Origin of the sequence: Desulfurivibrio alkaliphilus AHT 2, assembly GCF_000092205.1 — a bacterium.
GTDB lineage: Bacteria > Desulfobacterota > Desulfobulbia > Desulfobulbales > Desulfurivibrionaceae > Desulfurivibrio > Desulfurivibrio alkaliphilus.
In genome coordinates, this window is sequence record NC_014216.1 from 483,601 (window position 1) to 497,438 (window position 13,838).

The 13,838-nt window shown below is 59.0% G+C and carries 11 protein-coding genes; 1 reads left to right on the plus strand and 10 read right to left on the minus strand.

The window, feature by feature from the left end; all coding sequences use genetic code 11:
* Window positions 1–196: 196 nt before the first annotated feature.
* Window positions 197–1,552, plus strand: a complete 1,356-nt coding sequence (locus tag DAAHT2_RS13680; RefSeq protein WP_013162649.1) for a diguanylate cyclase — start codon at window positions 197–199, stop codon at window positions 1,550–1,552.
* On the opposite strand, the gene wrbA is transcribed toward DAAHT2_RS13680, so the two are convergent.
* The 10 genes from wrbA to DAAHT2_RS02145 all read right to left on the minus strand — a co-directional run bounded on the left by wrbA (window position 1,539) and on the right by DAAHT2_RS02145 (window position 13,469).
* Complete coding sequence (gene wrbA, locus DAAHT2_RS02100) at window positions 1,539–2,153, minus strand: NAD(P)H:quinone oxidoreductase (RefSeq protein ID WP_013162650.1); 615 nt, start codon at window positions 2,151–2,153, stop codon at window positions 1,539–1,541. The genes DAAHT2_RS13680 and wrbA overlap by 14 nt on opposite strands.
* Window positions 2,150–4,507, minus strand: a complete 2,358-nt coding sequence (locus DAAHT2_RS02105) for an ATP-binding protein (RefSeq protein ID WP_013162651.1) — start codon at window positions 4,505–4,507, stop codon at window positions 2,150–2,152. Before DAAHT2_RS02105 ends, wrbA begins: the two co-directional genes overlap by 4 nt.
* Complete coding sequence (locus DAAHT2_RS02110) at window positions 4,507–5,556, minus strand: ABC transporter substrate-binding protein (RefSeq protein WP_013162652.1); 1,050 nt, start codon at window positions 5,554–5,556, stop codon at window positions 4,507–4,509. The genes DAAHT2_RS02105 and DAAHT2_RS02110 overlap by 1 nt, the downstream gene beginning before the upstream one ends.
* A 287-nt stretch (window positions 5,557–5,843) precedes the next feature.
* Window positions 5,844–7,007: a c(7)-type cytochrome triheme domain-containing protein gene (locus DAAHT2_RS02115; protein WP_013162653.1), complete on the minus strand. Its 1,164-nt coding sequence runs from the start codon at window positions 7,005–7,007 to the stop codon at window positions 5,844–5,846.
* A 249-nt stretch (window positions 7,008–7,256) separates the two neighbouring features.
* Window positions 7,257–8,456, minus strand: coding sequence for a rhodanese-like domain-containing protein (locus DAAHT2_RS15015; protein ID WP_013162654.1), 1,200 nt, complete (start codon window positions 8,454–8,456; stop codon window positions 7,257–7,259).
* An 81-nt stretch (window positions 8,457–8,537) separates the two neighbouring features.
* Window positions 8,538–9,695, minus strand: a complete 1,158-nt coding sequence (nrfD, locus tag DAAHT2_RS02125) for an NrfD/PsrC family molybdoenzyme membrane anchor subunit (protein WP_013162655.1) — start codon at window positions 9,693–9,695, stop codon at window positions 8,538–8,540.
* Between the two features lie 12 nt (window positions 9,696–9,707).
* Window positions 9,708–10,277, minus strand: a complete 570-nt coding sequence (locus tag DAAHT2_RS02130) for a 4Fe-4S dicluster domain-containing protein (RefSeq protein ID WP_013162656.1) — start codon at window positions 10,275–10,277, stop codon at window positions 9,708–9,710.
* Window positions 10,278–10,280: 3 nt separating this feature from the next.
* Window positions 10,281–12,473 (minus strand): molybdopterin-containing oxidoreductase family protein, encoded by a 2,193-nt coding sequence (locus tag DAAHT2_RS02135; protein ID WP_013162657.1) that lies wholly within the window; start codon window positions 12,471–12,473, stop codon window positions 10,281–10,283.
* Between the two features lie 62 nt (window positions 12,474–12,535).
* Window positions 12,536–13,048 (minus strand): molecular chaperone TorD family protein, encoded by a 513-nt coding sequence (locus tag DAAHT2_RS02140; protein ID WP_013162658.1) that lies wholly within the window; start codon window positions 13,046–13,048, stop codon window positions 12,536–12,538.
* Window positions 13,049–13,124: 76 nt separating this feature from the next.
* Entirely contained in the window at window positions 13,125–13,469 is a 345-nt protein-coding gene (locus DAAHT2_RS02145; protein ID WP_013162659.1) for a hypothetical protein, read from the minus strand.
* Window positions 13,470–13,838 lie beyond the last annotated feature (369 nt).

The following is a 13,838-nucleotide window of genomic DNA, read 5'->3' on the forward strand; positions in this document are numbered from 1 at the left end:
CCAAGTTTGGTGATTTCACCGCATGAAAAGCGACAACCATTGTTTACCATTAACTGAACTTGTGGAAAATCTTACATAAATTTTACTTACAAAAACTGGCCTTGTTTTTGCAATGATTTTTTTGCTAAAATGAAAAGTATCCGCACAAGGCCAAGCCTTGGCGGGCGATCTCTTTTAATACGGGAGCCTTGTTCTTATGGCCCCGGGCAGACCGGAAGAGGCCATGCGCGTTTCTCAGGAGCCGGATAACGAGACCTATCTAAAAAAAGTGGTACTGGCCTGTCTGCAACAGTCGGCCCACGAGGAACAGCTCGTTGAAGAGCTGCGGCTGCTGGTGCGGCAGGAGGGGGATGCCGCCTGCAAGGTGATCATGGAACTGCTGCTCAACCGGACCTTTTCCGCGTCGGAGGCGAGCAAGTGCTGGCACGGGGTTTTGCAGCACCAGCAGGCGCTGGCAGCTGTTCTTGGCCGGCGCGTTACCCTCACCGTGGCGGTGGGTGATTATTTTGCCCTGCGGGGTAACACCATCGGGCATGCAAAGCTCATTGCGGTGCAGGATTTTGAGGCCCTGCTGGCGGAAAAAAACATCGACTTTCTCACCGGGCTCAACAACCGCCACAGCCTGGAGCTTGCCCTGGAGCAGGAGTTTCAAAGGGCGGCGCGGTACGGCCGCAAGCTGTCGGTACTGTTCTGGGATCTGGATTCTTTCAAGGAAATCAACGATCAGCTTGGTCATGATGTCGGAGACCAAGTCTTGCAGCATTTCGGCCGGGTGCTGGCCACCGGCAAGCGGACGGTGGATTTCGCCGCCCGCTACGGTGGTGATGAATTCGTAATGCTGCTGCCGGATGTCGACCCCGAGGGGGCCATGACCATGGCGGAGCGGATCCGCGACCAGGTCTGCCGGCAGCCGGTGTTTATCGATAAGCATCGGGTTGAGATCACCTTAAGTGGCGGGATTGCCACCTATCCGGAAGATGCCTCTTACGCCCGGGATTTGCTGGTGTGCGCCGATTACGCCATGCTGCAGGCCAAAGGCCGGGGCAAAAACAGCGTTATGCGCTATGGGGTCACCGAAAAACGTGCCGCGCCCAGGCTGGATCTTGCCGTACCCCTTACCGTCAGCCGGCTTGATGAGCAGGCCGGGAGCGACCTTGCCGCGGCGATGGCCAAAAATATCAGCCACAGCGGGATGCTGCTGGAAAGCCGGCTGCCGGTTAACCGGGGCGCCAGGCTGGAGATGGAAATTACCCTTGAAGACCGCAAACTGACCGTGAAGGGCGAAGTGGTGCGGGTGGAAAAATTTGCGGAACAACGATTCGGGGTTGGGGTTGCTTTCCTCAAATCCGAGGGGATGGCCGATGATTTTCTGCATGATTACCTGCGGCGCGCCCACGGTTTAAGGCGAGGCGGTCCGGTCGATAACAGCATGGAACAACCGGACCGCCGGGTGGTCTGGGGCAATGAAATTATTCAGGCCGGCATGCTGGCCTTGATGATCTTCCCGGTTTACGGGCTGCAGGTACTGCTGAAAGGCGTTACGGCCGGCTGAGCTTTTGGGCTATTTTGGCCACATGCTCTCCCTGGAAGCGGGCGCCGGCCAGCTCGTTGGCGCTGGGTTGGCGGCTGCCGTCGGCCCCGGCAATGGTGGAGGCCCCGTAGGGGGAGCAGCCGGAGATTTCAGCCGCTTCCATCTGGCCGCTAAAGGAGTAGGGCAGCCCGACAATCACCATGCCGTGGTGCAGCAGGGTGGTGTGGAAGCTTAAAATGGTGGATTCCTGGCCGCCGTGCTGGGTGTTGGAGCTGGTAAACACGCTGCCGGCCTTGCCCACCAGGCTGCCCTGGGCCCAGAGCTGTCCGGTGGCATCCAGGAACTGCCGCATCTGGCCGCACATGTTGCCAAACCGGGTGGGGGTGCCGAAAATAACGGCGTCGGCGGCGGCCAGTTCTTCGATGGTACAGATGGGAATACTTTTCTGTTGTTGCTGTGCTTCCGTGGCCCCCATTTTCGCCAATACTTCGGCGGGCAGGGTTTCCGGTACCCGGCGCAGCACCACCTCCGCGCCTTCCACCTTGCCGGCCCCCTCGGCCACCGCTTGGGCCAACTGCTGAATATGGCCGTACATCGAGTAGTAGACAATCAGTACTTTCATGGCTGTTGCTCCTGTGGTTTGGGTTTGCTGTTGGCAAGTACCTGTTCCAGGTCCTTAAGCAGGTAGGGTTTGCTGATCACCCCGTCGAAGCCGTATTTTTCCGGTTCGGCCATGATCGGGTCGTTGGCGTAACCGCTGGAGACAATCACCCGGGCCTGGGGGTCCAGCCGGCGGATTTCCTTAACTGCCTCCTTGCCGCCCATGCCGCCGGGGATGGTCAGGTCCATGATCACCAGATCAAAAGGCTGCCCCTCTTCCCGGGCCTGGCGGTAGGCGGAAATGGCCGCTTCGCCGTCGGTGGTTTCCTGCACCTGGCAGCCCAGTTGTTGCAGAATCCTGGCCGCCACCCGCCGTACCATTTCCTCGTCATCCATCAGCAGTATCCGCCGGGATAAATTGTGGGCTGGTGCGGGCCGGTCGTCGGCCTCGGCCGGGATGCCGGCGCTGTTGGCCACCGGCAGCAGAATGGTGAAGGTGCAGCCCTGGCCCGGTGCTGACTCCACACTGATTTTACCATGGTGTTTGGCAATAATGGAATGACAAACCGCCAGCCCCAGGCCGGAGCCTTTTTCCTTGGTGGTGAAGTAAGGATCAAAAATTTTGCCCTGCTCTTCCCGGCTGATGCCGCTGCCGCTGTCGCTGATCTTGATCTCCACGTACTCGTCGGCGGGCATTTTTTTCACCGGCCCCAAGTTGCGGCAGCTTACGGTGATGGTGCCGCTGCCGGAGATGGCCTCCCGGGCGTTGATGATGATGTTCTGGATCACCTGGCTGATCTGGCCGCTGTCCACATTGACCAGCTTCAAATCATGGGGAATTTCATAGCGGCAGCTGACTTCGCTGCCCCGCAGCACAAAATCGGCGGAATCGCGGATGATCCCGGCAATGGAAGCAGCCTGGCGGATGGGGGCGCCGCCCCGGGCAAAGGTGAGCAACTGCTGGGTCAGCCCCTGGGCCCGCTGGGAGGCCTTGGTACCTTCCTCGATCAGGTTGCTGGCCTGATGCTGCGGCCCCAGCAGGTAGCGGGCCAACTCCAGGTTGCCCATGATGGCGGTAAGGATGTTGTTGAAATCATGAGCGATACCGGCGGCCAGCACCCCCAGCGACTCCAGCTTCTTGGCCTTGAGCAGTTCCGCCTCGGTGTGGATGGCCTCGCTGACATCCCGGAAGACCAGCACCACTCCGATGATTTCACTGTTGAAGTTGCGGATGGGTGAGCCGCTGTCGGCGATATGGTAGCGGCTGCCGTGGCGTGAGATCAGCACCGTATGGTTTTCCAGCTCCACGTTAAGTCCGGTTTGCAGTACTTTATCCACCGGATTGGGGTGTTTTTCGCCGGTACGGTCATTGATGATGTGGAATATTTCCGGCAGCGGCCGGTCTTGGGCTTCCTGCTGGGACCAGCCGGTGAGGCGTTCGGCCACCAGGTTCAGCAGGATCACCCGGCCGGTGGTATCGGTGGTGATCACCCCGTCGCCGATACTCCGCAGGGTTACCGCCAACTGCTCCCTTTCCGCTGCCAACTCGGCTTCTCGTCGACTGATGATCTTTACCTGTTCGGCCGCCTCCCGGGCCCGGTGCTGGAGGGTGGCCACCATGTTAACCAGGCTGTCGCGCAGGGTGGCAAGCTCCATGATAAAACCGGCTTGCGGCGGCTTGGCCTGCTCATCGTCAAAACCGTGGCCGGCATAGTGGTTGAGCTGAATGATCGGTTTGATCAGGAGGCGCTGCAGCCCATACACAAAGAGCGCGGCCACCAGCAGCACTGCCCCGAGGACCATTAAATTAATTTTTAGAAACAAATATTTAGGTGCAAACAACTCGTCGTGGTCGATGCTCAGCCCCACATAACTGTCCCATGGCTGATAATACTCAAAAGCAGCCAGTTGCTGGCCGATCTCATTGCTGTAGGCAACAATCCGCTCATCGGGATCGGCGCTGTTCAGCCTGGCCAGCAAATTGAGGAAATGGGGGTCGGTTGAGTCGCTGAGAAGCTGGCTCAACAGAATATCGCCGGTGGGGGTCAAGACAAAGACCGAGCCGCTGTCGCGGAAGCGGTAGGCGCTGAATTCCGCCAGGGCCATCTCCTTGATCTCCTTCCGGTGGACCAGGCTGTCTTCCAGGCCGACCCGATACAGGGTTTCATAGCGCCGCTCCACCGGTTCCAGCAGGGCCAGCAGTTTGCTGTGCAACAACTCCCCGCCCATTTCCTTGATGTTGCGGTCCATCAGGTGGCTGCCGGCCAGCAGCAGGGGCAGCGAGAGGGTAGCGATCAGCAGCAGCATGGCCCCCAGAAAAAAGGTACGAATAGAAAAACCTGCTGCAGGCCGGTTTGTTTGCTGTTCATTCGTCATTATCTGACCACCATGTCCACGGCTTCAAGGGCGGCAAAGGGAATACTGATTGCCAGCTTTTCGGCGTTGCGAAAATCGATGAAGGCCATCTGGCGGGCCGGTCGGGGGATGACCGCCGTGATGTCGGTCTGGCCATCGAACAAATCGGCGCTGATTTCCGCCGCTTGCCGGCCGGTGTAGCTGAAGGGGTTGAACAGCCCCGCCAGGGTGTTGTCGATGGCGGTGAAATCGGAGATATCTTCAACCTCAATGTCCGGGGTGAAGGCGGTGATTACCGGCAGTTCACTGGCGGCCAGCCGCCGGCGATGGGGCAGGTAACCGACAATGCCGCCGTAGGCGCCGATGGTGCCCTGCTGCAGGGTGTTCATTACCGGCTCCAGTCCTTGGGCCAGGTCCAGGTAGTGAATGTTGATCCCGTAACGGGCCTCGGCAGGGAGTTGACGGTAGGCTTGAAAAAAAGATTTATCGGCCGGTATGCGCGAGTCGTAAACAAAGGCGTAGTCGGTTAGTTCCGGCATCAGCAGGCGAGCCAGGCGCAGGATTTTTTCCGGCGGGTACATCAGGTAAAGCCCGGAGAGGTTGGTGTTGGGTGGTTCATGCAGCGAAGGGAGCATGTGGAGGGCGACACTGTCCAGCACCGGCACAAAAAGCTGGGGCACCTCGCTATGCTGCAAAATGTTGCGGGCGGCCATGGAGACCCAGCCGCTGGTGATGAAAAGATCGGCCTGCTCCCGGTATTGCTCAACGGCGGCGATGACCTCGGGAATTGAATTCTGCTCGGCGGTGGTGGTGAGAATGTCGATATAAATCACTTCCCGGCCGGACCGGTAACCCCTTTGGGCCATGGTTTCCTGGTAAGCCTCCACCAGCGGGGTGAAGTGGTTCGGCTCGATGGGGTAGCGAATGATCACTACTTTTTTGGGCTCCGTGGCGGCTGCCACGGTGGAGGGTAAAAGCAACGCCAGGGCAAAAAGGGCCAAAACCGCCAGCCGTAGTACAGGGCGGGGAGGGTGGGTGGAGCTTGAGCCGTGTTTCCGGACGGCTGGCATGCGTCACTCCCGGTAGGGATTGCTGGGTTGGTTAGTTGCCGATGGGGCGACGATTTTGAGACGTCCTCATCGGCCCGCCAAACCCTGTTTTTTTTTAATCTGCCACCGAGTATAGCCGAAGTAACGAAGGTCGTGAAGGGTAAAAAAACGCCCTGACAGGCACTTTGACCTGTCAGGGCGTGGGTTGTTGCATTGAACCAGCCTGGATTCAGTAGCTGATTCCAAAAGTCAAAGGTAAGCTGTTACGGGGCGCCGCAAGATGCGGTGCCCCGTAACAGCTTACAGGATTACTGGTGGCAGCGGGCGCAGGCGGTGGCGGGAAAGGCCGCCTGACCGTTATGGCACTGGCCGCAGAACTGGCCCCGGTACATCTCGTTCATGGTCATGGGAGTGGCGTGGGCCTCCATGATCCAGGGGGTGTCGTGGCAGGTTTCGCAACTAAAAGCATTACCGTGGAAAGTGTGGTTAAAGTCCACCGGGGCAAAACCTTCCATGGTGTAGGTGATGGGCTCCATGGGCATGGGCACCTGGCCGTGGCAGGAGGCGCAGTCATAGGAAGCTGCCTGGCCGTTGTGGCATGAGAAGCAGTACTGGTCGGTGGTATGATAGTCGAAGCTGATCGCGCTGCCGCCGGCCTTCATGGGGAAGAGGTCGGTGTGGCAGTGGTCGCAGCTGAACATCATGCCGTGAAAGTCGTGGCTGAAGGAAACGGCGCTGTCGCCTTCCCCCATCACGACGTCGGACATGGAGATCTCCCCGGCCCGTTCGCTGTGGCACTGGCTGCACTGGTTCAAATCCACCGCCGCCCGGTACTCGCCGCCGTGCACCATGCGGTGGTGGCAGTCCATGCAGGTCAGGCCGGCATCGATGTGCCGCTTATGATTGGGGTCAATCTCGCTTTTAAGCTCATCGGTGAAGATGTCCCGCATGCCACGTTCCTTCCGGAATTCCGGATTTTCCACCGTGTCCAGCAACCGGAACTTGTGGCCAATGGACATCAGCCGCTCAGAGCGAATTTTTTGGTTAACGCTGTCGGTATGGCAAAACAGGCAGGTGGTGGAGGGCACCAGGTTGGCGGCATACTGGGGGTCTTCCACGGACTTGTTAAGGATTTTAAGTTTGTACTCTTCCGAGCGGAAGATCTCCACGTAAGTATCGTAAAGGCCGCCTATTTTGGCTTTTTTGTAACCGAAAATACCGGGTTCGCCGTGGCAGTCCAGGCATTTTACCCCGGCCTCGGCGTGGATGTTCTGCCGCCAGGTATGCACTTCACTCAGGGCGCCGGTACCGGTGCCCGGGTGGCACATCTCGCAAAACCCGGGTTCGCTGGTAATGTGCATGGCCTGCAGATTGACGTAGCTGAAAACAGCGATAAAGGCGATTAAAATAACGATGCTGGTCTTGGGCCGCTCATTGACAAATCCTTTGATTTTGCTAACTAGTTTTTTCATCGTTGTTTCCCGGAATTATGGCGAGTTAGTTAATGATGCTGGATGACAGCGCATGGCGGTCTTGCCCCTCTCACAAACTGCCTCGTTTACCAAATCCCGGGAACAAAGTCAAGCTGGTGGTGGTGGGCCCAGCGACTTTGGCGTTACCTGCCATTGTCGCATAAAAAAACCACGGAACCGGGCCGCCGAGAGGAGGTAGCGACCCGGCCCGTGGCCGGGGTAAAGCCTGTTGCTATGGTTGTTTACTGCTTACTTCACGGTGAAGGTGCCGTCCGGGGCGTACTCAAGGCCCTGGTTCAGGTACTGAACTCCGTGGGGGTTGCTGTACAGTTCGGGTTCATCCAGCATGATGTCGCTGACCATGAAGAACACCCCGCCGGAACGGGCGCCGGTGGCGCAGATGATGATCACCCGGCGATCGTTGGGCAGCTTGGCCACCGCCGCATCGAGATCCTCGTAGAACTTGCCGTCGGGGATGTTGATGGCGCCGGGGATGCTGCCTTCGGCAAATTCCCGTTCGCTGCGCACGTCAATCAGGGCCACAGTGCCGGCTTGTACCGCCGCCACGAACTCCTCGGCGGTGATGGTTTCCGGCAGGGCGTCGGGGTCAACCTCGGCCATTTCCACTCCGGCGGCCTCGTAACCCCACAGGGGCAGATCGGCCTTCTTCCAGTCGGGAACCCCGGCGGAATAGACAAAGACCTTGGTATAGCCCATCTCCAGGGCGGCCACCGCCGATTTGTGGCTCAAATCACAATGATGGCCGCCGCAGTAGAAGATCAGCGGAAGATCTTTGTCCGCCGGCAACATGCCTTTCTTCTGCTCGAACAGCACCCAGGGAATAGAAATGGAGCCGGGGATATGCTCGGCCTGATGCACCCTGGGGGGCCGGGAATCGATCAGGACAAAATTTTCCCGGTCACTGGCCTCCACCAACCGCTGCACGTGCGGGGTGTCGGTGATGCGATAATTGCCGGCCTTGGTCCAGAAGGGTTCGCCTTCATACCAGGCGCGGATATCGGTAAAACCATGCTCTTGGGCGACGACCGCCGCCTCACCGGTGAAGGGTCAGGCCAACCCTCCGCAGTAAAAGATCAGGGTCCGATCTTTGGGGAGCTTGGGGATATCCTGGGCAAAGCGCGGGGTGGGAATGTTGATGGAGCCGGGCACGGTGCCTTCATTGAAGCGGACCGGCGGCCGGGTGTCGATCAACAGAAAGCTGGTGTTTTTCTTCAGTGTTTCCTCAATCAGCGGGGCATCGCCATATTCTTGGGCGAACAGCTCCATGACCTCTTGGGTGGTAATCCGCAGTTTGGGATCCTGTTCCACCGCCTGGGTGTGTCCGGCCGCCGAGGGGGGGACCGCCTGGCCCGAGGTGGCGGCGCAGCCCGCTGCAAAGAGCAGCAGCAGCATCGCCAGGGCGCTGGTTAATAAACGTGGTTTCATCATGGGCCTCCTTCAGATTGGGGGTAACCATGACCGGCGCGATCCGTTCGCGCCGGTCATGGTTACCTTAAGTATTTCTTACGCTCAGTGGCCTTGTTCATCCAGGTTGAAATAGCGGTCGGCGGCCATGTAAAGGGCCAGGCAGAGGCCGAAGCCGCCCAGGGTGATGGCGATCTCGGTCAGCGAGGGGGTGTAACTTAAAAGCCCGCTGGGGCCCACCGCGTCCACTTCCGCCCGCAGCGGAACCAGTTGCCCGGCCACCACCATGTTGTAGCGCATGAAAAACAGCCCGATCAGGGTGCTGATCGCCGCCACCACCGCCGTACCCAGGCTGCGACCGCCGCTGCTCATCAGCAGCACGAAGGGCACTACCATACCCAGCAGGATCTCCAGGCCCCAGTAATTAAAGGCCAGGGGTCCTTTGAGCAGGATCATCATGGCGTCGTATTGGCCGGGAACGGTGCCGTAGATCGCGCTCATCACCTTCCAGAACTCAAAAAACATCAGGACCCCAAGCAGCAGAGCGAAAATTTTGCTGGTGGCGGTCACCGCCCGCTGGATATCCTCGGGCATTTTTTCCCGGGCATAACGATGGGCCATGAGCAGGATCACGATGGCGCAACCGCTGATGGCGGCGGTGACGATGATGGAGATGGGCAGAAATGGTCCCTGCCAGAAGGGGCGGGCGTCCAGCAGGCCGAAAACCGACCCCAGGTTGGAGTTGGCCGCCACCCCGCCGATGAAGCCGGCCAAGCTGGCATAACCCACGTATTTATGCATGCCCCGGACCATCAGGGTAAACTCCACCAGCAGTACCCCCAGGTAAATGCTGTAAAGGGTGCCCATCCACCAGATGGGGGCGCTGGGGTTGGGGCTGAGCAGGTTATAGATCAGGGCCAGGGGGCGGCCCAGCTCCAGGCCGATGACCACAAAGCCCGAAACCAGGGCGATGATGGCCATGGCGATGGCCCGCTTGCCGATCCCTTCAAAGTTTTTGAAGCCGAAAACATGGCCCAGGGAAGAAACCAGGCACAGGCCGGTACAGCAGACGGCGAAAAAGACGTAGGTGGAAATCAGAATCCCCCACGGCACTTGCCGGTAAACGTTATAGGCATCATGGCCCTGGAGCAGATAGTTGCCCAGGCCCGCCAGGCCGACGAGGCAAAGTGCCCCGGCCATTAAGGCCCAGATCATATCGCCGCGCGTATTGATCAGCTTGTTGTTCATTGTCATGGTGTTCATGCCGCCCCCCTGTTATGAAAGGTAGAAAAGACTGGGTTTAGTGCCCTGTTCCGGCTTGAGCACCCGGTAGTGCCGGGTGGCCAGCAGCCTCGCCACTTCGCTGTTGGGATCGTTGAGATCACCAAACACCCGGACCTTGGTGGGGCAGGTGTCGACGCAGGCCGGCAATTTGCCCTCGGCAATCCGGTGGGCGCAAAAGGTGCACTTGTCGATGACCTTGGTCTGGGGCGATTTGTAGCGGGCATCGTAAGGGCAGGCCAGAATACAGGAGGCGCAGACGATGCAGCGCTTGTAGTCAATGGCTACCAGCCCGTCTTCAGTTTGATAAGAGGCGCTGGTGGGGCAAACCTTAACGCAGGGCGGATTCTGACAGTGCTGGCACTGGCTGGGCTCAAAACGTTCTTTTAAGTAAGGGTAGGTGCCTTCCACCCCTTTGCTGGTGATCCAGTTGCGGTAGACCTGCTGGTCGGTACCGGCGTCCATCCCGTTTTCCCGTTTGCAGGCGACATCGCAGGCCTTGCAGTCGATGCATTTGTCTGGGTCGACCACCATGACCCACCGTTTTTTTCTCTCTTGCGACATGGTTTAGACCCTCCTGATTTCGACAATGGTTTCATGCATCAGGGCATTGCCGGAGATCGGCTCAAAGTGGGATTCCAGAATGGCGGCCTGGGAGGCGCCCCGCTGGTAAACCAGGGGCTTGCCCGGCGAGATGGCACCGTAGCCCGGGGCGTAGTAAACGCAGTCGGGGCGGATTCCCGCGGTGACCTTGGCCTTGACGGTAACCTGAGCGCCGCTGCGGTTTTGCATCTGCACCAGGTCACCGTCGTTGATCCCCAGCCTGGCGGCTGGCTCGGGGTTCAGCCAGACCGCGTTTTCCGGCTGGTGCCAGTTAAGCTCGGGGAAGGCGGCGGTCATGGAGTTGGTGTGGATGGCATGGCGGCCCACCAGGAAGCGGAACTGGTCTGGCCCGGGTTCTTCGCAACGCCGGAACACCGGCAGCGGGTCCAGGCCCCGGCCGGCAAAGTCTTCGCTGTAGAGTTCAACCTTGCCGGTGGCGGTGTTGATCCGCCGCCCCTCTTGCCGGTAAGCCCCGAATTGCACCTTGGGAACGGTAATAAAGGCCTTTTCGCGCAACTGCTCCCAGGCGCCGGGATGATCGGCGACAAAGTTCCGGGCATGTTCTTCCGGGCTGCCCTCGAAGTATTCGCTCAGCTTAAAGCCGTCTTCGTCTTCAAAATAAGCCGCCAGTTCGCTGACAATTTCAAAGCCGGGCTTGGTGTCGTACAGCCGGTCGATCAGCGGCTGGCGAAAGACCGCCGTGGGCTCGATACCGCCCAGGCTTTGCGGCGGGTCCAGGCGCTCCAGGTAATTGCTCTCCGGCAGCACCACGTCGGCGTACCAGGCGGTGTCGCTCATGAAGGTGTCGATGCAGACAATAATATCCATCTGGTCGAACAGCTTCATGCTCTTGTCGCGATCCGGCACCGCTTCCAGCACGTTCTGTTTATAGATAAACAGGCCGCGGATCCGGTAGGGGTCGGCCTTGAGGGCACGGTCCCGCCAGGCTACCCAAGAGCCGTCCCGGGGGCCCAGGAACATGACATCATCACTTTCCAGCCGGGGGCGGGTCTGGGTGTACCAGGCCGGTTCGTAAAAATAGGAGCGCATGGGCACGCCGACTGCCGGCAGCAGACCGCCGGGGCGGTCAAAGGCCCCGATCAGGGCGTTGACGATGGCAATCGCCCGCCGGGTCTGGACCTCTTCCCCCTGCCAGGAGGAACGGCGGCCGGGGTAAAAGACCGAGTGGGGCGTGGTGGCCAGCTCGCGGGCGATCTGGCGGATGTCGGCGGCGGCGATGCCGGTTTCCTCGGCGGCCCACTCCGGGCTGTAGGGTTTGACGTGCTCGACCAGTTCATCAAAGCCGGTGCAGAAGTTAGCCACAAAATCCCGGTCGTAAAGATTTTCCGCGATGATCACGTGGGCCAGGGCCAGGGCGAAGGCCATGTCGGTGCCGGGCTTGATGGGCAGCCACTGGTCGGCCTTGGCGGCGGTTTTGGTGAAGCGCGGATCGAGATAGATCAGCTTGTAGCTGCCCTTGGGGCGGCTGAAAATATCCATGGTGTCGGGGGTGAAAATGGCCTCGGCCCGGTTGGCCCCGGCCATGATCACATAACGGGCGTTTTTCAGGTCGGTTACCGGGTAGGTGCCGAATACCGACTGAAAGCCTCGAATCACCGAACTTAAGCAAAGGGTAGGGTGGCGCAGGGAGTTGGGGGAGCCGAAAACCTCCCGGAACTGGTGCCAGTACATTTCCTGGTAAGTGCCTTCCGAAGAGGCAAAACCGATGCAGGAGCGATGGCCCCCTTCTTCTTCCACCACCTGGTTGGTTTTGTCGGCAATATACTTATAAGCCTCTTCCCAGGTGGCCTTGCGCCATTTGCCTTCACCCCGCCGGCCGGTGCGGATCAGCGGGTATTTGACCCGGTCGGGGTCATACGGGGTCCAGGCCCCGGCGTTGCCCCGGGCGCACATCATCCCACGGGACTTGGGAAAATCCGGCTCCGGCTCCAGCCGTCTGATGATACCGTTGACCACCTGGCCGCGGAAAACGCATTTGCTGGTGCAAATGGCACAGCTGGAGTTAACATATTTCACTTCTCCGGCCCGGCCTTGCGCTTCGGCCTTGCGAACAAAGCGCAAGCCCGCCGAGCCGGCCCCCAGGGCACCCAGGCCGGCCACCGAACCGGCCAGGAATTTTCTTCTCGAGACTTTCATGGTGCTCCATCTCCCCTTTTATTTATATGGATAAGCTTGGTTCGTGTTGCTCGGTCGGCAGGTTAATGATCAAGACCCTTGTCGCTGTGCCGGTGCAAGGTTGCCAGGGTTTCTTTGAGCTCCGCCGCGGCGGCGGCGTAAAACCCCACTTCGTCGTGTTCTTCCAAAGCGGCGGCAAACCGTTCCGGCCAGCCCCGGTAATACCGTTGCAGCAAAGAATCAATGTCCAGCTCCGGCGATTCTTTGGCCTCGGCCAGCAGCAGGGCCAGGGTTTCCAGCATGGCGGGAATATGGTCGGGCGGGTGGCCGGAGCTGATGACAATGCCCTGCTCGCAGCAAATGCCGCTGAAATCGATCATGAATTGTCGCCGATCATCCCGGTCGAGATAACAACCGGCGTAGGGCGGAGTCTTGGTGCCGCCCCGGTCATTGATGAACAGGCGCACGTGGATGTTTTCCAGTTGCTCCAGCTGCACATTCAATTGCCGGGCCAGTTCGGCGGAGGGGTAGTCGAAACAGCCGGCCAAGTTGAGCAGTTGCCGGGAATTGCCTGGGGGGTGCATGGTCGCTTCCATAACCTTTCTCCTCTCTGGTGCGGGGCACAAAACAGCGGCGGCCACCGAAGTCATGCTTCGGCGGCCGCCATCAAACTTAACCGCAGGATTCCGGTTTCTGGGTCATGGGATCATCGGAATCGGCCGCATGCTCATAGAGAAAAAGGAAGATGTGCTGGACAACCCGGGGGTTGATGCCGGCGCCGCCGCAGGGCAGTTTGTCCTTGGCGGTGGTGAACATCTCCCGCCATTCCGCCCGGGTGTGAGCGCCGGGTACCGGAATTTCTTCGTCGCAGGTGCGGGCCTGGCCGGTGAACCAGGCCCACTGGCCACGTTCCTTGTTGGCGTTTTCAAAGCCCTCAAGGTCCCAGGCCATGGCCAGGCCAGGCAGGGTGGCAAGAATGAAGCTGGTGATCAGGGCGAGTGAGAGTAATCTTTTCATGGCGGTCTCCTTTGTGAAAGATTGTTCTTTTTTATGCTGGAGGCAAGTTGAGGCCTCCTGTTATCCTTACGCTTATTGTTCTATCTACAATAACTTATCGGCATTATTCTTCTAAACCTGCCCAGGTAAATAGAACATTCTTTCCTGTCTGTCGGCTTAAAAAACATCCAAACTAAGGATGTTTTTGCTGCCTGGTCGCGAGATCGCTACTCTCTTAATCAAACCCTTTTGATAACCAGGTTAACTTCTGGTTATCAGAATAGAGAATGTAAAAATTAAAGTCAATAGAAAAATCATTCTTTTTGGTTTTTTTTGGTTGTGGGGATTGACGCCAAAAAACCACGTTGTCACATGGCTTTGATGTGCTTC